The 19,612-nt window shown below is 69.1% G+C and carries 26 protein-coding genes; 17 read left to right on the forward strand and 9 right to left on the reverse strand.

The window, feature by feature from the left end; genetic code table 11:
• Positions 1-36: 36 nt before the first annotated feature.
• The 3 genes from VGR32_RS11725 to VGR32_RS11735 form a co-directional block, all read right to left on the reverse strand.
• Positions 37-477: a hypothetical protein gene (locus tag VGR32_RS11725; RefSeq protein ID WP_327450851.1), complete on the reverse strand. Its 441-nt coding sequence runs from the start codon at positions 475-477 to the stop codon at positions 37-39.
• A 90-nt stretch (positions 478-567) separates the two neighbouring features.
• Complete coding sequence (motA, locus tag VGR32_RS11730; protein WP_327450852.1) at positions 568-1,437, reverse strand: flagellar motor stator protein MotA; 870 nt, start codon at positions 1,435-1,437, stop codon at positions 568-570.
• Positions 1,438-1,521: 84 nt separating this feature from the next.
• Entirely contained in the window at positions 1,522-3,321 is a 1,800-nt protein-coding gene (locus VGR32_RS11735; protein WP_327450853.1) for a long-chain-acyl-CoA synthetase, read from the reverse strand.
• Positions 3,322-3,655: 334 nt separating this feature from the next.
• Here VGR32_RS11735 and VGR32_RS11740 point away from each other — a divergent pair, with 334 nt between their 5' ends.
• Complete coding sequence (locus VGR32_RS11740) at positions 3,656-4,243, forward strand: hypothetical protein (RefSeq protein ID WP_327450855.1); 588 nt, start codon at positions 3,656-3,658, stop codon at positions 4,241-4,243.
• A gap of 59 nt (positions 4,244-4,302) precedes the next feature.
• Here the strand turns inward: VGR32_RS11740 and VGR32_RS11745 are convergent, their stop codons facing one another.
• Both VGR32_RS11745 and VGR32_RS11750 read right to left on the reverse strand, forming a co-directional pair.
• On the reverse strand, positions 4,303-4,842 hold the full coding sequence (locus VGR32_RS11745; protein WP_327450857.1) for a lipocalin family protein: 540 nt from the start codon (positions 4,840-4,842) through the stop codon (positions 4,303-4,305).
• 59 nt (positions 4,843-4,901) lie between these two features.
• On the reverse strand, positions 4,902-5,795 hold the full coding sequence (locus VGR32_RS11750) for a DUF1206 domain-containing protein (RefSeq protein ID WP_327450859.1): 894 nt from the start codon (positions 5,793-5,795) through the stop codon (positions 4,902-4,904).
• 96 nt (positions 5,796-5,891) lie between these two features.
• Between VGR32_RS11750 and VGR32_RS11755 the strand changes: the two genes are divergently transcribed.
• From VGR32_RS11755 to VGR32_RS11765, 3 genes are all read left to right on the forward strand, one after another.
• On the forward strand, positions 5,892-6,827 hold the full coding sequence (locus VGR32_RS11755; protein ID WP_327450861.1) for an ABC transporter ATP-binding protein: 936 nt from the start codon (positions 5,892-5,894) through the stop codon (positions 6,825-6,827).
• Positions 6,827-7,594, forward strand: coding sequence for an ABC transporter permease (locus tag VGR32_RS11760; protein ID WP_327451018.1), 768 nt, complete (start codon positions 6,827-6,829; stop codon positions 7,592-7,594). Before VGR32_RS11755 ends, VGR32_RS11760 begins: the two co-directional genes overlap by 1 nt.
• A gap of 466 nt (positions 7,595-8,060) precedes the next feature.
• Positions 8,061-8,561: a hypothetical protein gene (locus tag VGR32_RS11765; RefSeq protein ID WP_327450863.1), complete on the forward strand. Its 501-nt coding sequence runs from the start codon at positions 8,061-8,063 to the stop codon at positions 8,559-8,561.
• Between the two features lie 6 nt (positions 8,562-8,567).
• Here VGR32_RS11765 and VGR32_RS11770 read toward each other — a convergent pair whose 3' ends face one another.
• Positions 8,568-8,948, reverse strand: coding sequence for a hypothetical protein (locus tag VGR32_RS11770; RefSeq protein WP_327450865.1), 381 nt, complete (start codon positions 8,946-8,948; stop codon positions 8,568-8,570).
• A 92-nt stretch (positions 8,949-9,040) separates the two neighbouring features.
• Between VGR32_RS11770 and VGR32_RS11775 the strand changes: the two genes are divergently transcribed.
• Genes VGR32_RS11775 through VGR32_RS11790 form a run of 4 tightly spaced genes read left to right on the forward strand, consistent with a single transcriptional unit; the run spans position 9,041 to position 11,176 of the window.
• A complete protein-coding gene (locus VGR32_RS11775; RefSeq protein ID WP_327450867.1) occupies positions 9,041-9,385 on the forward strand; it encodes a metalloregulator ArsR/SmtB family transcription factor in 345 nt (114 codons plus the stop codon).
• Complete coding sequence (locus VGR32_RS11780; protein ID WP_327450869.1) at positions 9,382-9,867, forward strand: SRPBCC domain-containing protein; 486 nt, start codon at positions 9,382-9,384, stop codon at positions 9,865-9,867. The genes VGR32_RS11775 and VGR32_RS11780 overlap by 4 nt, the downstream gene beginning before the upstream one ends.
• Positions 9,864-10,523 (forward strand): dihydrofolate reductase family protein, encoded by a 660-nt coding sequence (locus VGR32_RS11785; protein ID WP_327450871.1) that lies wholly within the window; start codon positions 9,864-9,866, stop codon positions 10,521-10,523. The genes VGR32_RS11780 and VGR32_RS11785 overlap by 4 nt, the downstream gene beginning before the upstream one ends.
• Positions 10,520-11,176, forward strand: a complete 657-nt coding sequence (locus VGR32_RS11790; RefSeq protein ID WP_327450873.1) for a glutathione S-transferase family protein — start codon at positions 10,520-10,522, stop codon at positions 11,174-11,176. Before VGR32_RS11785 ends, VGR32_RS11790 begins: the two co-directional genes overlap by 4 nt.
• On the opposite strand, the gene VGR32_RS11795 is transcribed toward VGR32_RS11790, so the two are convergent.
• The gene (locus VGR32_RS11795; protein WP_327450875.1) at positions 11,148-11,885 is read right to left on the reverse strand and encodes an NAD-dependent deacylase; all 738 of its coding nucleotides are present in this window, start codon (positions 11,883-11,885) and stop codon (positions 11,148-11,150) included. The genes VGR32_RS11790 and VGR32_RS11795 overlap by 29 nt on opposite strands.
• A 12-nt stretch (positions 11,886-11,897) precedes the next feature.
• The gene (locus tag VGR32_RS11800) at positions 11,898-12,722 is read right to left on the reverse strand and encodes a hypothetical protein (RefSeq protein WP_327450877.1); all 825 of its coding nucleotides are present in this window, start codon (positions 12,720-12,722) and stop codon (positions 11,898-11,900) included.
• Between the two features lie 268 nt (positions 12,723-12,990).
• On the opposite strand from VGR32_RS11800, the gene VGR32_RS11805 reads away from it, so the two are divergent.
• The 5 genes from VGR32_RS11805 (at position 12,991) to VGR32_RS11825 (ending at position 16,290) form a co-directional block, all read left to right on the forward strand.
• Positions 12,991-13,563, forward strand: coding sequence for an OmpA family protein (locus VGR32_RS11805; RefSeq protein WP_414642917.1), 573 nt, complete (start codon positions 12,991-12,993; stop codon positions 13,561-13,563).
• Positions 13,564-13,627: 64 nt separating this feature from the next.
• A complete protein-coding gene (locus VGR32_RS11810; RefSeq protein ID WP_327450879.1) occupies positions 13,628-14,734 on the forward strand; it encodes an S-(hydroxymethyl)glutathione dehydrogenase/class III alcohol dehydrogenase in 1,107 nt (368 codons plus the stop codon).
• 60 nt (positions 14,735-14,794) lie between these two features.
• Entirely contained in the window at positions 14,795-15,175 is a 381-nt protein-coding gene (locus tag VGR32_RS11815; RefSeq protein ID WP_327450880.1) for a VOC family protein, read from the forward strand.
• 57 nt (positions 15,176-15,232) lie between these two features.
• Positions 15,233-16,072 carry an S-formylglutathione hydrolase gene (gene fghA, locus VGR32_RS11820; protein ID WP_327450882.1) on the forward strand — a complete coding sequence of 280 codons (840 nt, stop codon included), beginning with the start codon at positions 15,233-15,235 and terminating at the stop codon, positions 16,070-16,072.
• Positions 16,069-16,290 (forward strand): hypothetical protein, encoded by a 222-nt coding sequence (locus VGR32_RS11825; protein WP_327450884.1) that lies wholly within the window; start codon positions 16,069-16,071, stop codon positions 16,288-16,290. The genes fghA and VGR32_RS11825 overlap by 4 nt, the downstream gene beginning before the upstream one ends.
• Here VGR32_RS11825 and VGR32_RS11830 read toward each other — a convergent pair.
• Positions 16,287-16,511 (reverse strand): hypothetical protein, encoded by a 225-nt coding sequence (locus VGR32_RS11830; protein WP_327450886.1) that lies wholly within the window; start codon positions 16,509-16,511, stop codon positions 16,287-16,289. The two genes, VGR32_RS11825 and VGR32_RS11830, sit on opposite strands and share 4 nt — an antisense overlap.
• Positions 16,512-16,672: 161 nt before the next feature.
• Here VGR32_RS11830 and VGR32_RS11835 point away from each other — a divergent pair, with 161 nt between their 5' ends.
• The 4 genes from VGR32_RS11835 (at position 16,673) to VGR32_RS11850 (ending at position 19,611) form a co-directional block, all read left to right on the forward strand.
• On the forward strand, positions 16,673-17,281 hold the full coding sequence (locus VGR32_RS11835) for a superoxide dismutase (RefSeq protein WP_327450888.1): 609 nt from the start codon (positions 16,673-16,675) through the stop codon (positions 17,279-17,281).
• 97 nt (positions 17,282-17,378) lie between these two features.
• Complete coding sequence (locus VGR32_RS11840; RefSeq protein ID WP_327450890.1) at positions 17,379-18,323, forward strand: MBL fold metallo-hydrolase; 945 nt, start codon at positions 17,379-17,381, stop codon at positions 18,321-18,323.
• Between the two features lie 150 nt (positions 18,324-18,473).
• Positions 18,474-19,091 carry a 30S ribosomal protein S4 gene (gene rpsD / locus VGR32_RS11845; RefSeq protein WP_327450892.1) on the forward strand — a complete coding sequence of 206 codons (618 nt, stop codon included), beginning with the start codon at positions 18,474-18,476 and terminating at the stop codon, positions 19,089-19,091.
• A gap of 91 nt (positions 19,092-19,182) precedes the next feature.
• Positions 19,183-19,611: a hypothetical protein gene (locus VGR32_RS11850; RefSeq protein ID WP_327450894.1), complete on the forward strand. Its 429-nt coding sequence runs from the start codon at positions 19,183-19,185 to the stop codon at positions 19,609-19,611.
• Position 19,612: the final 1 nt, after the last annotated feature.

The raw sequence follows: 19,612 nt of genomic DNA on the forward strand, positions 1-19,612 counted from the left end.
GGACAATCCCCGTGATCGGTGCGTGTTCCGTCGGGTTTACCGCTTAGGATCGACGCGCGGATTGGTCGGCGAATAGGCGTAGGGCGCCGTCTCGCCGGTGTTCGTGCCGGCGGCCGCCTGCGTTTCGCGCGTGTTGCGCGACGGGGCGTCCGCGGGGATCGCGCTGTCGACCTGTCCCGTCACCGCGACCGAGCCGGACGTGGACGACGTCGAGCCCGCACCCGACGAAGCCGTCGATCCGGAGCCGCCCGAAGAGGCCGATCGGCCTCCACCTGAGTTGGAACCGCCGGCCGTCGAGCCGGAAGCGGCGGCGCCTCCGGCGGTCCCGCCCGCGGCGGCGTCCCCGGTGGCGGTGGTCGCTTCGGCGTCCATCGCGGCGTCACCGGTCGTGGCGGTCTCCTCGGCGGGACGGTTGCAGGCGGCGAGGCTCAGGGCGGCCACGCCTGCGGCGGCGAGCATCAGGGTGCGTACGGTCATGAAATCCTCCAATCGGGCCGGCGCGACGCCAAGCCTTGCCGGAGATAACCCCGGTCGCCGCGCCGCGTTCCGTGATCGGAGCGTGAGCGGTCAGGCCTCGACGGGGGCGTTCGACAGCGTCTCTTCCATCTCGGCGAAGCTGGGCTGGGCGCCGGACGGAATGTCGCCGCGGCCGATCTCGCACGAGATCTGTGCCGCATTGCCGTGCAGGTGCGCCACCAGCACCGACTGGATGATCTTGTAGAAGGCGCCGTCGCCGTCGACGATCTCCTTCAGGCGCGCCGCCATCGGCCCCACCAGCCCGTAGGCGAGGAACACGCCGAGGAAGGTGCCGACCAGGGCGCCTCCGATCATGCCGCCCAGCACCTCGGGCGGCTCGGTGATCGAGCCCATGGTCTTGATGACGCCCAGCACGGCCGCGACGATGCCCAGCGCCGGCAGGCCATCGGCCATGGTCTGCAGGGCGTGGGCGCCGGCCAGACCCTCGTGGTGATGCTTCTCCAGCTGCTTCTCCATGGCGTCCTCGATCTGATGCGGATCCTCGAGGTTCATGGTCATCATGCGCAGGGTGTCGCAGATGAAATCGGTGGCGAAGTGGTCCTTCAGGATCTTCGGATACTTCTGGAAGATCGTGGATTCCGCGGGCTTCTCGATGTGGCTCTCTAGGGCGATCACGCCCTTGGACTTCATCGTCTTGGTCAGCTGGAACAGCAGGGACAACAGGTCCTTGTAGTCCTGTCGCTTCCATTTGGGCCCGGCGAAGACCTTGCCGAAGCCGCCCAGCGTCGCCTTGATGGTCCCGACCGAGTTGCCGATCAGGAAGGCCGACACCCCGGCGCCGAGGATGGCCATCAGCTCATAGGGCAGGGAATGGAGGATCACCTCCATCTTGCCGCCGGCCAGGATGTAGCTGCCGAACACCATGCCGAACAGCAGGACGATGCCGATGATCTGGAACATGGGCGCGGAAAAGCCTTCGGCGGGGAGAGGGACGTCCGCCGGACATTGGCCCGTTAATGCTTAATCCGGAGTTGCCGTAAGCGCTTACAGTCGCGTCTGTCCGGTCAGGATGGAGTCTCGTGCCTTGGCGGACAGCCTGGTGTAGCCGCTCTTGCCCCCCTTCACCCACACGCCGCCCGCCACGGCGTCCGGGTCGAACCCGTCGGCGACGAGGTCGGCCTTGCGGTACTTGAAGGTGCCGGTGGTGTCGGCCGACTTCAGCTGGCGCACGAAACAGGGGCGAGCATAGGTCGGCAGTTCGCGATCGACCCACTCGGCGAAGCCTGCGGCGTCGAACTTGCCGTCGGTGACGAGGGCGACCATGCCGGCCTTGCCTTCCTGACCCGGCACGGGGACGCCATAGGCCACGACCTCCTTCACGCCCGGCGCGTCGGCGAGCCTCTGCTCGACCTCGGCGGTCGAGACGTTTTCGCCCTTCCAGCGGAAGGTGTCTCCGATGCGGTCGACGAAGTAGAGGTATCCGGCGCGGTCCTGACGCATCAGGTCGCCAGTGCGGAACCAGCGGTCGCCCTTCTTGAAGACGTCGGTCAGCACCTTCTTCTGACTGGCGGCCTTGTCGGCGTAGCCCGAAAAGTCGTGGCGGTTGTCGTCGGCGATCAGGCCGATCGCCTCGCCCACCTCGCCAGGCCGCGCGATCCGGCACAGACCGTCGGATCCGCGCACCGGCGCCTCGCTGTCGACGTCGAACTCGACCAGACGGATGTTGATCTGCTTCTTCAGGAAGCCCGGCACCCGGCCGATCGCGCCCATCTTGCCGTCGAAGTTGAAGACCGAGACGTTGCCCTCGGTCGACCCGTAGAACTCCAGGACCTTGGGAATGTTGAAGCGCGGCTGGAACTCTTCCCACACGTCGGGGCGCATGCCGTTGCCGTAGGCGAGGCGCAGCTTGTGGTCCCGCTCGGCCGGCCCTTCCGGCGCATTGATCAGGTAGCGGCACAGCTCGCCGATATAGACGAACAGTGTGGCCCCGGAGGCCTTGACGTCAGACCAGAAGGCCGTGCTGGAAAACCGCTTGCGCAGCACCAGCCGCCCGCCGTTGAGGAGGGCGGGGCCGATGCCGACCAGACCTCCCGTGGAATGGTAGAGAGGCAGGACGTTGAAGATCACGTCCTTGTCCGTCGCCTCCGTGCACCCGGCGAAGGCGCGCATGTAGGTGCGGGCCCGGGCATGCGTGATGCGCGCTGCCTTGGGCAGGCCGGTGGTGCCCGAGGTGTAGATCAGCAAGGCGGTCGAGCGGTTCGTCAGGCCCTGGCGCAGGTTGCGCGGCGGGCGCACCGAGCTGGCGCCGCGCACCGGCTTGTCCAGATCTCGACGGTCGCTGGTCTCGTCCGCGTCCTGCAGGCCCAGCACCCACAGCATCAGATGCCGGTCGATATGGGGGCGGGCTTCCTCCACCTGCTTCCAGCAGCCTTCGTCGGCCACGATCTGGCTGGTGTTGGCGATGGCGATGCAGTGGGCCAGCGCCTGTCCCGTCAGGTTGGTGTTGATCAGCGCCGTGGTGACGCCGACCTTGGAAAAGCCGACCCAGGCCGCCAGGTATTCCACCCGGTTGCACATCATCAGGGCGACCACATCGCCGCGCTTCAGATTGCGGCCCCGCGCCCAGTGGCCGAAGCGGTTCGCCAGCTGATCGAACTCGCGATAGGTCAGACTGCGCCGCTCGTCCTCGACCGCGACGTGGTCGCCGAACTTGTCGACCGCCTCTTCGAGGTCGTCGCAGACCAGATCGAGGCTGTCGAGCGACACGGGCTTGATGCGCTTCAGCAGACGGCTGAGCCCCTTCGCGAACCGGACGTCGCGTCGGATGTCGGCGATCAGGCCCATGGATCGGTGATTCCTTCGTGCCAAGGCTGCCCCGTCTCCGGTGATGGCCGCGCCGCCCCGCGCGGTCAACCGTCAGGCGAACGCGCGTGGCGTTCGCCGGCATGATGTGACCCCTCAGGCACGACGCAAGGTAAACTTCGCCGTACTTTCGCCGTCCTGCTCGCAGCACAGCCGCGGCCGCGCGTCGGCAGTTCAAAGAACAGCCATAGAAACGGAGCAGTCGCCAGCGTCGCCATAACTGTGGCGAGGGCAAGGTATCTTGGGGGCTCGACTGGCGGAAGCGGAACGGCGCTGCGATATCGGGGTTCAGTCAACCAACGCAAGGAGGAAGACCATGAGCGTCACCTACACCGACCGCGATTACACGCATCGCGATGACGTCGTCGAGGAGGCCTACGTGCCCGTCTATGCCCGCAAGCGGGCGGCCCGCGGACGCATGGGGTCGAGGGGCGGCGTTAAGACGTGGATGATCCTGGCGCCGCTCGGCGTGCTGGTCGTCGGCGGCGCGGCGGCCGCCATGATGATGAACGGCGGCGAAGCCGAGCCCACCGCGGCGCCGGCCGCTCCTGCTCCTGCCGTCGCGCCCCTGACCGACATGATGGCTGCGCCCGCCGCTGGCGGCGCCGCCGCCTTGACGGCCATGCGCCCGGTTGAGGCGGCCCCCGCGCCGGTTGCGGTCGAACGGTCGGCCGCTCCTGCGCCGGCTCGCCGCGCCGCGCCGGTCCAGCGTCGCGCGGCGCCCGCGGCAGCTGCTGTGGAGCCGGGCATCGCCGTCGATTCCGGAGACGACGCCACGGCCGAACTGAACCGCGCCCAGGCCGCGCGGACTACGACGCCTTCACAGGCGCCGGTCGTCACGTCGACGCCGACCGCTGAGCCGCGTGCCCCCGCCATCGAGGTGCAGCCCTTTCCGGGTCAGTGAAGACCCGACACGGTTGATCGTGAAAGCCCCGGCGTCTCGCCGGGGCTTTTTCGCGCGCCTCAGTCGGCGACGGCCGGGAACTCCAGTCGCGCGACGTCGTAGCCGAGCTGACCCAGTCGCCTCACCAGTGCGTCGCGTTCCGCGATCGACGGAACTTCCCGCGCGTAGATGAAGGCCTTGTCCAGCGTGGGGCTGGCGGCGATGAACCATGAGTAGTCGTCGGCGCGGTCCAGGACCCAGTAGTCCCACGTCACGAAGCCCCAGAAGTATTTCACCCGCAGCTTGGCATTCGTGCCGGGATCGAGGATCCGGCCCGAGCCCTCCACCGCCTTCTCACGGCCGTCGGGCGTTCCGACCTGACAGGTGTCGCGGACCTCCACCTGTGTGGGCGAGGTCAGGCGATAGTTCGACGCTCCCGCGACGCAGCCGTCGGTCAGCGACATCGGCGTCCGCGCGATCTCCAGCCAGCGCCCGGACCACAGGCGTTCGGCGTCGACGACTTTCGCCGGAGCGGGCGCGCGCCATTGCGACGGCGGGGGAGCCGAGACGCAGCCTGCCAGCGTCAGCGCTACGGCGAGGGTGAGGGCGGTCAGGCGCATGATGGGCAACTCCGGTCGCGGACGGCTCGAGCTACGTCGCAGGCCGTGATCCGGACGCGTCAGAGCACTTCCCTCGGCGGACGGATCCGGCGCCAGCGCGCCTCGACGAAGGAAAAGACGCCGAAGGCGATGAGACCCGACGCCATGGCGATCAGCGCCCATGGACCCGCCGGCTGGCGCTCGACCGCTTCCAGAGCTGCCCCGAGGCTGGTCACGTCCGACGGCTGGGAGTGCAGGCCGGCGAGAACCACGATCGCGCCCAGCGGCAGATAGGCAAGTCCCCGCGCGACGTAGCCCCAGCGCGCCAGAGGCGCGACCCTGCGGCACAGCTGTTCGGAGCATGCGAGGTGCTGCGTGAAATCTTCGCGCCACGCCCGTGTGACGTTGGCGATGCCGATGCCGATGATGGCCAGACCTCCGAGGGCCAGAAGCCAGTCGCCCCAAGGCAGCGAAGTCACAGTCTCCGCCGTCTGGCGACTGGCGACCACGGCCTCCCGTTCCGCGTTCTCGGGCTTGTCGAACAGGAGGCCCAAGGCGCCGAAGGCCATCGCCGAATAGCCGAGGGCGCTGAAAAGCTGACCCATCCGCGCCATCAGGCCCTCGCGGTCCTTGCCCTCGTGGTCCGCGTCGAACAGCGCCTGCATCAGCCGCCACATGACGAAGGCGGCCAGGCCGAGGATCACCAGCGCCAGCCACACCCGGCCGAACGGCCGCGTCACCAGCCAGGCCAGAGCCCCGCCCGTTCCGACCGCCTCTCCCACGCCGAAAACGCCCAGCAGCGTCAGCGCTCCCACGGAAAGATAGACGAACCCGCGGGCGCCGAAGCCGACCCGCGCGGCCCACTCGATCCAGTGCTTCAGTTCCGGCGTGCGTGAAAGAAGCGGAATGCGTCGGCGCGACCACGCGCCGAGGCGAGCGAGACGCGAGCGGACGGGCAGGGGGATCATCGTCATGGCCGGTCGTGAACGCCCGCCGGGCCCAACCGCTCCGCTTGCCCTTGCGGAACGCCGGTCGCGGCCTAACTTCGCCTGACCGCGCGGGGAGGGGCCATGGCCGGCGTCATCGAAATCCAGGGTCTGACCAAGACCTACAAATCCGGGCTGAAGGCGCTGGACGCCGTCGACCTCTCGATCGAGAAGGGTGAAATCTTCGCCCTGCTTGGCCCGAACGGCGCCGGCAAGACGACCATGATCTCCATCGTCTGCGGAATCGTCACCGCGACCGAAGGCGCCGTCACCGCGGACGGCCACGACATCCGCAAGGACTATCGCAAGGCGCGGTCGGCGATCGGCCTCGTGCCCCAGGAACTGACGACCGACGCCTTCGAGACGGTTCTCGCCACGGTCACGCTGAGCCGGGGCCTGTTCGGCAAGGCGCCCAACGCGGCCTTCATCGAACAGCTGCTCAAGGATCTGTCCCTGTGGGACAAGAAGGACGCGAAGATCATGACGCTGTCCGGCGGCATGAAACGCCGGGTCATGATCGCCAAGGCGCTGAGCCACGAGCCCGACATCCTGTTCCTGGACGAGCCGACGGCGGGCGTGGACGTGGAGTTGCGCAAGGACATGTGGGCCATGGTGCGCCGCCTGCGCGAGCGCGGCGTGACCATCATCCTGACGACCCACTACATCGAGGAGGCCGAGGAGATGGCCGACCGGGTGGGCGTGATCCTGAAGGGCCGGCTGGTGCTGGTCGAGGAGAAGACCGCCCTGATGAAGAAGCTGGGCCGCAAGACCCTGACGCTTCAGCTTCAGGAACCGCTGGCCGCGCTGCCGCCGGAGCTGGCAGAATGGAAGCTGGCGCTGAACGCCGACGGGACGGAACTGGAATACGTCTTCGACTCCACCGCCGAAAAGACGGGCGTACCGTCGCTGATGCGCCGCCTGTCGGATCTCGGCGTCGGCTTCAAGGACCTGTCGACCAAGCAGTCCAGTCTGGAGGACATCTTCGTCGGTCTGGTCCATCAGTCGAGGGAGGCCGCGTGATGGGCTTCAACGGTCACGGCGTCTGGGCCATCTACCGCTTCGAGATGGCGCGGACCTTCCGCACCCTCTGGCAGTCTATCATCACCCCGGTGGTGACGACGGCGCTGTACTTCGTCGTGTTCGGCTCGGCCATCGGCAGCCGCATGGGCGGCGTGTCGGAGGTGCCCTACGGCGCCTTCATCGTGCCGGGCCTGATCATGCTCAGCCTGTTCACCAACTCCATCTTCAACGGCAGCTTCGGCATCTATTTCCCGAAGTTCACCGGCACGATCTACGAACTGCTTTCGGCGCCCATCTCGCCCCTTGAGACGGTTCTGGCCTACGTCGGCGCCGCGGCGACGAAGTCGGTCATCCTGGGGCTGGTGATCCTGGCCACGGCGGCGCTGTTCGTGCCGTTGCAGATCCTGCATCCGGTCTGGATGATCGCCTTCCTGATCCTGATCTCCGCGACCTTCAGCCTGTTCGGCTTCATCATCGGAGTCTGGGCCCAGAGCTTCGAGCAGCTGAACTTCATTCCGATGCTGGTGGTGACGCCGCTGACCTTCCTCGGCGGCGCCTTCTACTCGATCGACATGCTGCCGCCGGCCTGGCAGACGGTCAGCCTGTTCAATCCCGTCGTCTATCTGATCAGCGGCTTCCGCTGGGCCTTCTTCGGCGTCGGCGACGTTCCCGTGGCCATCAGCCTGGGCGCGACGCTGGTGTTCTTCCTGGTCCTGCTGACCTTCGTCGGCTGGATATTCCGGACGGGTTGGCGCCTCAAGGCCTGACCCGCCGCCCGCCAAGAAATGGTCGGGATCAAGCGCCACGGTCGTGCGCTTCAGTACGCGTACCGCCGAGTGATCCCCCATGTCCGACGACCGTCGCCCGCCGTCCCCCGCCTCCATAGACTGGCGCCGTTCGGCCGCGCCGGTGTTTCGCGCCGGACCGCTGCCCACGGGTGAACGGCTTGACCCGATCCCTCAACCGCCACGGAGCGCGACCCCGGCCCCGTCGCGGCCTGTGAACCTGTTTCGGGACTCCCTGGTGCCGCAGGCGCGACCCACGTCCGCGCCGCCGACGACGCCGACGACCGCTCCACCGCCTGCGCCGGCGCCGGACATGACGGTCAGGCCGCTGCCTTCCACGCCGGCGACCGTCCCGGCTGCGGCTGCGACGCCGGTGACGACGGTCAGGCCCGGCCCCGCCCCCGTCGGCCCCTCGCCTCTTCCGTCCGACCCCGCCGAACCCGTCGTCGTGCCGGCATTCGCCCGGTCGACCGAGGGCAAGGGGCCGGCACGGCCTGTCCTGATCGGAGGCGCGGCTGCGGCCGTGCTGGCCGCCGGCGTGGCCGTGTGGCTGCTGATCCCGCGCGTGCCCGGGCCCGGGCCGACCGAAGCGCCGCCCTCCGCCATGGCCGCCGCGGCCCCGACGGCGGTGGAGTCGACGCCCGTCGGGACGCCTATCGAAACGGCGGCGCCCGCCGTGGGGTCCGCTCCCGCGTCGACGGCCGCTTCGGTCACTGGGCCCCGCGTCGCGAACACAGAGCGGACGGTCGCGCCGCCGCCCGCGGTCACCCGACCCGAGCCCGCTCCGGCCGCGCCGGAACCGCAGACCGCGACCGTCGCTGAGCCACCCGCTCCGGCCATCGACACGGCGCCCCTGATCGAGCCGACGCGTCAGCCGCCGGTGGAGTCTCCGCCCGCCGACCCGACCCCGCGCACGGACGGCGAGACCATCGTCACGCGGCCGCGCTGATCGGCGTCAGGCTTTCAGTGTGACGTAGCCGCGCTCGACCATGCGGCGCAGACCCTCATACGCCTCGGCCAGCTCTTCATAGGCCGCGCGGGCGGACGTCAGGCGGGCGATCTGGTCCGGCGTCGACGGCGCGCCGGACTCCGACTGCCGCAACGCTTCGGCGACCCAGCGGGCGCGCGCCGTAGCGGTCAGCACGGCCAGTCGCTGGAACGTGGCGGGCTCGACCCCCTGCAGGGCCTGGCCGACGACCTCGCGGTTGGCGACGAAGGCCGCATAGTCGATCTGCTCCAACTGGCCGCGCAGCCGCCGCTGCTCTTGCGGATCGATGTCCTGCGGCTCGAAGTGGTCGCGGGTGCGGCGATAGCTCTGGGTCTGGATTGTGGACATGACGGCCATCCGGCGTTGCCTGTGAGGCGAAGGCTGCGCCGCGTCGCTTAACGGGGGGTTGCGGCTCCGGGCGCGCCCTGATACTTAAGTGAATGCTTCAACATCGCCCGCTTGATCTGGCGTTCCACGCCCTGTCCGACCCGACCCGCCGCGCCATGGTGGAGCGGCTGACCCGCGGCGCGGCCTCGGTCAGCGACCTCGCGGCGCCCCTGCCAATGTCGATGTCCGCGGTGGTCCAGCATCTGAAGGTGCTGCAGGAGGCCGGACTGGTGACGTCGGAGAAGTCCGGCCGCATCAGGACCTGCCGCATCGACCTGCACGCCCTGTCGGCCGCCGAGCGCTGGATCGCCGAGCGCCGCCTGTCGATGGAGGCCCGGCTGGATCGCCTCGGCGTCTTCCTCGAGGAGACGAAATCCGAAACGGAGCCCCGCAAATGACCGGTCGTCTGGCCCATGGCATGTTCACCCTTGAGCGTCGCTACGACGCTTCGCCGCCGCGCGTCTTTCGAGCGTGGGCCGACCCGGCCGCCTTTCGGCGATGGTTCGTGGAAAGCCCGGGGGCGACCGTCCTCGACTGGCGGCACGATCTGACGATCGGTGCGCACGGCGGCGGGCGCTACCGTTTCGGCGGGCCCGAAACGCCGGTCGGCTTCAACGAGACGGTGTTTCTGGATCTGGTCGAGAACCGGCGCATCGTTCTGGCCTATGTCATGGGCCGCGAGCTGGAAGGCGGGGCGCGTCGCGAGTCGGCCTCGCTCGCGACCATCGAATTGCTGCCCGACGGCGAGGGCACCCGGCTGATCTACACCGAGCAGGGGGCCTACTACGGCGACGACGGCGGTGACCACCTGCCGCTGCGCAAGGAAGGCTGCGCCGAAATGCTGGAAAATCTGGCCCGCGAACTTGAGCAATCCCGATGACCGGCAAGGTGCGCGTATCCGCCTTCGGCGTTTCGGTCGACGGCTTCGGCGCCGGGCCTGACCAGAGCTTGGAGAATCCGCTCGGCCGGGGCGGGCCGTTGCTGCATCACTGGTTCTTCCCGACCGACGCCTTCCGCACGCAGCATCTCGGCCAGCCCGGCGAGACGGGCGTCGACGACGAATTCGGCAAGCGCAGCATGCAGGGGCTGGGCGCGTGGATCCTCGGCCGCAACATGTTCGCCCATTCCCGCGGGCCCTGGGCTGAGGACGACGCCTGGAAAGGCTGGTGGGGCGACGAGCCGCCCTATCGCTGCGACGTCTTCGTGCTGACGCACCACCCGCGGCCGTCGTTCGCCATGAAGGGGGGCACGACCTTCCACTTCGTCACGAACGGCGCCGCGGCGGCGCTGGAGCGAGCACGTGCGGCGGCAGGGGATCTGGACGTCCGCATCGGCGGCGGCGCGGCGACCATACGCCAGTATCTGCGCATGCGGGCGATCGACGAGATGCACGTCGCGGTGTCCCCGGTGGTCTTGGGCGTTGGCGAACCCCTGTGGGCGGGACTGGACCTGCCCGCGCTCGGCTATGACGTCGTCGAAAGCACCGCCGGCGAACGCGCAACCCATCTGAAGATCGTGAGGAAAGACCCCAGATGAGCTTCACCCTCTGGCTTCACCCTTACGCCGGCTACGGCCAGAAGGCCTCGACCGCGGCGTATGAACTGGGCACGCCCTTCACCCTGCAGGTGCTGGACCACGCCGACGCGGAGCTGATGGCCGAGTTCGGACGCCTGTCGCCTTTCGGCAAGATGCCGGTGCTGGTGGACGCGGAGGGCCGCACCGTGTTCGAATCCAGCATCGTCGTCGAATGGATGGACCGCCATGCCGGCGGCGGACGCCTGATCCCCGCCGATCCCGACGCGGCGCTGGAGACGCGACTGATCGACCGGATCGTCGACACCTACGTCGGCGGGCCGATGAACCGGATCGTCTTCAATCGCCTCGGCCGCGCCGGGACGCCCAACCCGGTGGCCATGGAGCAGGATGAGGCCGAGCTGGCGCGAGCCTGGGACTGGCTGGAGAACCGCCTGTCCGACGGCCGGACGTGGGGCGCGGGCGAAACTTTCACCCTCGCGGACTGCGCCGCCGCGCCGTTGACGACCTATGCTCGCCGTCTGGTCCCGTTCGGCGACAGGCCCCGGCTGCGCGCGTGGCACGCCCGGCTGACGGCGCGACCGTCGTTTCAGCGTGCGCTCGCAGACGCGGCCCCCTACGGAAACCTCATGCCGGCGCCGCCGGCGGCGGATTGAGCATCTCGTCGACCCATCGTGGAACTTCCACGGACGCCGGGCCGTGGCGAGTCTCGTCGAACAGACCGGAGCCCAGTGAGGGTTCGAGGTTGATCTCCAGCGTCCGGGCGCCCGCCGCCCTCGCCTGACGCACGAAGCCCGCCGCCGGCCAGACCGCGCCCGAAGTGCCGATGGAGACGAACAGGTCGCACGCCGCAAGCGCCGCCTCGATCCGGTCCATCTCCAGCGGCATTTCGCCGAACCAGACGACATGCGGGCGCATCCGGCCAGTCGGGTGGTGCGGCGACGGCTCATGCGGAGCCATGGGGCCGGCCCAGTCCGTGACGGCGCCAGAGGCCGTGCAGCGCGCCTTCATGATCTCGCCGTGCATGTGGATCAGCGCGAAGCCGTCCCGCGGCGGCGTCTCCGCATGCGCCCGGTCGTGCAGGTCGTCGACGTTCTGCGTCACCAGCGTAAGCCGCCCGGGCCATCGCGTCGCCAGGTCGGCCAAGGCACGATGCGCAGCATTGGGCTCGACCGTCGGCAGGGCCGCACGGCGCAGGTCGTAGAAGCGCTGGACCAGCACGGGGTCGCGGTCGAACGCCTCCGGCGTCGCGACGTCCTCGAACCTGTGCCCCTCCCACAGACCGCCCGCGTCGCGAAAGGTCGCCACGCCGCTCTCGGCAGAAATCCCGGCGCCGGTCAGGACGACGATGTTCCGAAGGCTCATCCGTCCGGCCTATCAGAGCCCGAGCAGATCGCGCCAGCGCCAAGTCCCGGCGCCCAGCGCCACCTTTGGCCCGTTCGCCGTGCCGTCCAGCGAGACGACGGCCAGGCCGCGCACCTGCTCGTCCCGGCAATGGCGTGGCGCGAAGCCTACCTCGACCGCCACGGCCTGGCGGATGCCGGCCAGGCCCTTGCCGGCCTGCCCGGGGCTCTGCAGCCAGTCGCCGTCCCAGACCAGCACGGCCTGCCCCGTCGCGCCGCGCGCGCCGAGGGTGGCGGCCACGGCCCGGCGAAGTTCGAGGTCGTCGCCCAGCGCCCGCTCCAGGCGGCCGATCATGTCGCAAGAGCCGCCCGCGCCGTCACCGCCCGCACCCCCACCTCCCGCGCCCACGCCCGAACCACCTCCGCCGGCGCGCAAGGCCCCGGCCAGCCGCGCCCCGCCGACCAGGGGCAGGTCGGGGACCGAGCGTTCGGCCTCCGGCGCCGCCGGGCGGGTCGGCACGTCGGGCGGGGGGCGCGGCGTGTTCCGGGCCATGACACGGGGGCGGGGAGCGGGGGACGGCGCCCGGGCGGGCTCCGGCTCGGGCCCCGCGACGCGGCTTTCCGCCGCCGGTCCCTCGGCCGCCGCCTCGGGATCGGGCTCGGGCGCGGGCGGCGGAGGCGGCAGCTGGGGCGCAATCAGCTCGACCAGGGTCACGGGTGGTTCCGGCGGCGGCGCGTCCGGCGTCCGCAACGACAGGCCCAGGATCATCGCCGTCTGCAGACCCGCCGCGACGGCCAGCGCCGCCGACCAGCGGGCCGTGCCGGATCCCTCGCCCGACGATTTCCGGGAGCGTCTCATGCCTGTGGATGAAGCGGCGCCGCGTGTCAGGAACGTGGCCGGACCCTTCCCGTCCCCCCGCGTCCCGTCAGCGCCGCCCGCGACAACCCTTGGTGAAAACGTTTTGTTCCAAACCGACACGAATCGTGCCGAAAACACGACATACCGGCGTTCGGAGCGCCAAAACATTGCCCGAAGCGCGCCATTAGCTCGCCCTGCGCGCCAAGATACCTGCCCCGCTTGCGCCTAGGGGCCGAGGTGGCGCGCCGGCGATGATGGAGTTCTCCCCTTGACCCGATCCAATATGCGCACGGCCTTGATGGGCGGCGCCCTCTTGTCCCTCGGCCTGGTCGTCAGCGGCTGCGCCAGCCACCGCTTCGTGCGCGACAACGTCGCCGTTGTGGATCAGCGCGTCACCGAGGTCGACGGCCGCGTGACCCGGGTGGAAGGCACCGCCGGCGAGGCTCTGGCCCGCGCCGACGCTGCCCACAAACTCGCTGAGGGCAAGTTCCTCTACGAGGTCGTGCTGTCGGACGACTCGGTGAAGTTCCCGAACGACGCCAGCGACCTGTCGCCGGAAGCCGAGGCCCGACTCGGTGAACTGGCCCAACGCCTGCGCGCCGAGAACCGCAACGTCTACCTGGAGATCCAGGGCTTCACCGACGCCGCCGGCGACGAGGCCTACAACATGCAGTTGGGCGAGCAGCGCGCCGAGGCGGTTCGTCGCTTCCTGAGCCAGCAGGGCGTGCCGCTGAACCGGATGGCGACCATCTCCTACGGCGAGGCCAATCCGGTCGCGGACAACACGACCCGCGAGGGTCGCGCCCAGAACCGGCGCGTGGCGATCGTCGTCCTGAGCTAGGACTGGCGCAAGCGGACCAAGCTCCCTAATCGTCGCGCGTTCGACGATCAGGGAGCCCCCGCCGATGAAGACCCGCGCCGCCGTCGCCTTCGAGGCCAAACGTCCGCTGGAGATCGTGGAGGTCGACCTGGAGGGTCCGCGCGCGGGCGAAGTGCTGGTCGAGATCAAGGCGACGGGCATCTGTCACACGGACGCCTATACGCTAGACGGTCTGGACAGCGAGGGCATCTTCCCGAGCATTCTCGGCCATGAGGGCGCGGGCGTCGTGGTGGAGGTCGGGCCCGGTGTGACCTCGGTCGAGGTCGGCGACCACGTGATCCCGCTGTACACGCCGGAATGCCGCCAGTGTAAGTCGTGCCTCAGCCGCAAGACCAACCTGTGCACCGCCATCCGCGGCACGCAGGGCAAGGGCCTGATGCCCGACGGGACCAGCCGCTTCTCGTACAAGGGCCAGACCATCGCCCACTACATGGGCTGCTCGACCTTCTCGAACTACACGGTCCTGCCCGAGATCGCGGTGGCGAAAATTCGCAAGGACGCCCCCTTCGACAAGGCCTGCTACGTCGGGTGCGGCGTGACGACGGGCGTCGGCGCGGTGGTGAACACGGCGAAGGTCGAACCGGGTGCCAACTGCGTCGTCTTCGGCCTGGGCGGCATCGGGCTGAACGTCATCCAGGGCCTGAAGATGGTCGGGGCCGACATGGTCATCGGCGTGGACGTCAATCCCGACAAGGAGGCGTGGGGGCGCCGCTTCGGCATGACCCACTTCGTGAAGCCCGGGGACCATGCGGACGTCGTCGCCCATCTGGTCGAGCTGACCGGCGGCGGCGCGGACTACACCTTCGACTGCACCGGCAACACCACGGTGATGCGCCAGGCTCTGGAGGCCTGTCACCGGGGCTGGGGTGAGAGCGTCGTCATCGGCGTGGCCGAGGCGGGCAAGGAGATCGCCACGCGGCCGTTCCAGCTGGTCACCGGCCGCGTGTGGCGCGGCTCCGCCTTCGGCGGCGCGCGCGGCCGCACGGACACGCCGAAGATCGTCGACTGGTACATGGACGGCAAGATCGAGATCGACCCCATGATCACCCATGTCCTTCCGCTGGACCGCATCAACGAAGCCTTCGACCTGATGCACGGAGGCAAAAGCATTCGCAGCGTCGTGGTGTTCTGAGGTTGGTTGCCTAAAGAAACGGACTGAGCTAGGTCTCGTCCGGGAGAGGGAGGAGATCGCATGTTCACCCACGTCACCGTCGGGGCCAACGACGTAGAAGCGTCGCGCCGCTTCTACGACGCCGTGCTGGGCGCCCTGGGACACGAGCCGGCGCAGGGGCCGGATCCCAAGGGTCGATACTGGTGGCGCACGCGCATGGGCGCCTTCGCCGTCGGCAAGCCGATCGACGGCGACCCCGCCTGTCACGCCAACGGCGGCACGATCGGTTTCGGGGCGAAAGAGGCGGCCATGGTCCAGGCCTTCCATGACGCCGGCGTTGCGGCGGGCGGCACGGCGATCGAGGACCCACCGGGCGAGCGCAACGGAGCCTTCGGCACCCTGATCCTCGGCTATCTGCGTGATCCGTCGGGCAACAAGATTTGCGCCGTGCATCGTCCCTGACGGGCGCGACGCGGCTTCCGGGATGACAAGCCGCGCCCCGGATGGGAAGAGCGGCTCATGGAGACGCTGAAAATCCACGCCGTCCACGGCGGAACGCTGCGCTATCTGAAGCACGACAGCACCGTGACCGGCACGCCCATGAGCCTGTCGGTCTTCGTGCCCCCGGGCGACGGCCCCTTCCCGGTGCTGATCTGGCTTTCGGGCCTGACCTGCACAGAGGACAACTTCACCACCAAGGCCGGCGCGTACGGCCCGGCGGCCGAGCACGGCATGATCATCGTGGCTCCGGACACCTCGCCTCGGGGCGAGGGCGTGGCCGACGACGCGTCCTACGACCTGGGGCAGGGAGCGGGCTTCTACGTCGACGCGACGGAAGCTCCGTGGGCGCCGCACTTCCGCATGGAGACGTACGTCGTAGACGAACTGATCGCGCTGATCGACGCGGAGTTTCCAACCAGCGGGAAGCGGTCGATCTCCGGTCATTCCATGGGCGGGCACGGGGCCCTGACGCTGGCGCTCAAACATCCGGAGCTGTTCCGGTCGGTCTCGGCCTTCGCGCCGATCTCATCGCCCACGCGCTGTCCCTGGGGGGAAAAAGCCCTGACGGCCTACCTCGGCCCGGACCGCGCCGCATGGGCGCGACACGATGCGGCGCTGCTGATCGGGGCGGGCGCGGCGAAGGGCGTTTTCGACGACATTCTGGTCGATCAGGGCGACGCCGATCCCTTTCTGGACGAGCAGCTGAAGCCGGACCTCCTGGTCGCGGCGGCGGAAGCCTCGGGCCGGAAGCTGACCCTTCGCATGCAGCCCGGCTACGACCACTCCTACTTCTTCATGGCAAGCTTCATCGCCGACCATGTGGCGTTTCATGCGCGCAGGCTTAAAGCTCAGGCATGACCGCCCCCGATCACTCCGAAATGTTCGCGGCCCTGTGCCGGGAGGTGGGCTTCTGCCTGCATGAGAAGGGGGAGCAGCGCGTGATCGCCGCCCTTCCGAACGGTCTGGACGCCGCCGTCAGAGCGGTGCTGGCCGCAGAGGGCGTCGACGAGCCTAACGCACCCGGCGATCTCAAGCGCGCCATCCGGGACTGTCTGAAGGCCAACCTGCCGCGCTAGAACGGGAAGGCCAGCCCCTCCGACGCGCACAGACGGCGCTCGACCCGCTCTTGCACCTCGTGACGAAGACGCCGACGGACCCGCAGAGCCTCGTGCAGGACGTCCGCCAGACACAGGATCTGGTCGTCCGTCATCATCTCCGCCGCCTCGCCGACGCGAAGGCACAGGGCGTCGAACCGGGCGTCGCCGAGCCGTTTCGGCGCCACGACATGAACCGTCATCTCTTCGACCTCCATGCATCTCTAAGGTGCCTGCCGGGCGCAGTTCCCGCAGACCGTGCCTAAGCTGGCGTGAAGGGAACTTCGGGCGCGCAAGGAAGCTTGGGGTTCCGGACCGCCGCCCCTAGATCAGGGGCCCGAAACCTCAAGCCCGGAGCCTCCCCATGGCCTTCACCCTGCCGCCCCTGCCGTACGCCTACGACGCGCTGGAACCGGCCATCGACAAGGAGACGATGACCTTCCACCACGACAAGCATCACCAGACCTACGTCGACAACCTGAACAAGGCGGTCGACGCGGATCCGGCGCTGCAGGGCAAGTCGCTGGAGGAGCTGTTCGCCGGCATGTCGAAACTGCCCAAGGCGGTGCGCAACAACGGCGGCGGGCACTGGAACCACAGCCTGTTCTGGGAGCTGCTGGCCCCCGAGGGGCAGACCGGCGAGCCGTCGGCGGAGCTGAAGGCCGCGATCGACCGCGACCTGGGCGGCTTCGACAAGTTCAAGGAAGATTTCAACGCCGCCGGCGCCGGCCAGTTCGGCTCGGGCTGGGCGTGGCTGATCGTTCAGGACGGCAAGCTGAAGGTCACCTCCACTCCCAACCAGGACAATCCGCTGATGGACGTCGCGGACGAGAAGGGGACTGTGATCCTGGGCGCCGACGTGTGGGAGCACGCCTATTACCTCAAGTACCAGAACCGCCGCGCCGACTATCTGAAGGCCTTCTGGTCGGTGGTGAACTGGAACAAGGTCAACGCGCTGTTCGCCGCGGCCTGACGTCGCCGACGGGGCCGTCGCGGAAACTTCACCGCGGCGGTCTGGCGCGCGACGCCGGCCTGACCATATCGTCTCCCGAACTCAAGGGAGGCTGCCCATGACCGCGCACTTCAAGCTCGCCGCCGCCGCCGCGGCGCTCTCGGCCCTGCTGGCCGCCTGTTCCCCCGCCGCCGAGAAGACGGAAGCTTCCGACGCGACGGCGACGACCGTTCAGGCCAGCGCCGACGTCCAGCCGTTCAAGGTCGGCGCGCTGGACGTCGTCGCCCTGCGCGACGGCGGCATGACCGGCGTCCCGAACGACAACAAGATCCTGGGCGTCGGCCGCACGCCGGAGGAGGTCGCGGCCGTCCTGACCGCCGCAGGGCTGCCGGGCGACAGCTTCGACCTGTCGATCCAGCCGCTGCTGGTGCGCGATGGCGACGCCGTGGTTCTGATCGACGCGGGGGCGGGCTCGGGAATGGGCGCGGGCGCGGGCAAGCTGCCGGCCTCGCTGGCTTCGGCGGGCGTGCAGCCGGGCCAGGTCACCGACGTCCTGATCTCGCACGGCCACGGGGACCACGTCGGCGGCCTGGTCACGGCCGACGGAGCCCTGACCTTCCCCAACGCCACCATCCGCATGACCGAAGCCGAGTGGACCGCGCTGAAGGCGGACGCGTCGATGGCCGCCGTCGTCACCGCCATCACGCCGAAGGTGGAGACCTTCGCGGCGAACGCGCAGGTCACCCCGTCCATCAAGGCCTACGCCATAGACGGCCACACGGCCGGCCACACCGGCTACGAGATCACCTCCGGCGACGAGCGACTGCTCTATATCGGCGACATGGCGCACCATCACGTCATCTCGGTCCAGCGCCCCGACTGGCGCATCCAGTTCGACGGCGACGCCGCGACCGCCCAGGCCAGCCGCAAGGCCGTGTTCGGCCGGGCCGCCGACGCCAACCTGCGTCTCTACGCCGTCCACTTCCCCTTCCCGGGGCTGGGCCGCGTGCGTCGTGAGGGCGACGGCTTCGTCTGGGTTCCGGAAACGCCCGCCCAGCCTTGACGAAAGGGGGCGGGGCCGTCATAAGCCCCGCCTTCACGCCACCGACCCCGTCGGCGGCGCGAAATCACTACGGACGATGCGTGGACCGCCGTTGAGATCGCATTCCCACTTTCGGGGATGCCGGGCCGCATCAGCATAGAGAGACGACGTATGTCGAAGCGCCACAGCGCCAAGTACAAGATCGACCGCGCCATGGGTGAAAACCTGTGGGGCCGCTCGAAGTCCCCGGTCAACAAGCGCAGCTACGGCCCCGGCCAGCATGGCCAGCGCCGCAAGTCGAAGGTCTCGGACTTCGGCCTGCAGCTGAAGGCCAAGCAGAAGCTGAAGGGCTACTACGCCAACATCACCGAAAAGCAGTTCGCCAAGACCTACGAGTCGGCGGCCCGCAAGAAGGGCAACACCGCCGAGGCCCTGATCGGCCTGCTGGAATCGCGCCTGGACGCCATCGTCTACCGCGCCAAGTTCGTCCCCACCCCCTGGGCCGCCCGTCAGTTCGTCAACCACGGGCACGTCACGGTGAACGGCAAGAAGGTGAACATCGCCTCCTACTCCGTGAAGGTCGGCGACGTCGTCGAGGTCAAGGAAAAGAGCCGCAACATGGCCCTGGTCCTGGAAGCCCAGCAGTCGTCGGAACGGGACGTTCCGGACTATCTGGAAATCGGCGACCGCGGCTTCTCGGTCCGCTACGTCCGCGTGCCGGAACTGGCCGACGTGCCGTTCCCGGTGAAGATGGAGCCGAACCTGGTCGTGGAATACTACGCTTCGTAAGGCGGCCAGCCGGTCGAAGAACGCAGAAGGCTCCGGAGCAATCCGGGGCCTTTTTCGTTTCCGGCGGTTCCGTCGCGTCCGGAATCCGGGCATGTTGCCGCCACGTCAGCGTCTCGTCGGGGAGATCGCCATGCGCGTCGCCAGCTTCGCCCTTGTGGCCGTTTCCGCCCTCGCTCTGTCGGGTTGCGGCCTGACGCGTCTGCTGGATCGCGGCGAGCCGACGCCGACCACGGAACTCGATCCGGCCGTCCACGCGGCGGCCGTGTCTGGCGACCGCGCAGTGGTGTGGGTGGCGTCCAACGGCTGCACCGACAAGGACAGCCTGAGCGCCGTCGTCCGGCGCCGGCATGATGGGCCGCAGCTGGTGCTGTCGAGGCTACGCCCCGACGACTGCGGCCGGCCGCAATCGGTCGAGATGACGTGGACCTTCGAGGAGCTGGGGCTGAAGTCCGGCGAGAGCCTGACCGTGGCAAATCCCTATCGCCAGCCGCCGGACGCCATCACGACCGCAGCCCGCTGAA

Source organism: Brevundimonas sp., assembly GCF_035935935.1.
Classification (GTDB): Bacteria; Pseudomonadota; Alphaproteobacteria; order Caulobacterales; family Caulobacteraceae; genus Brevundimonas.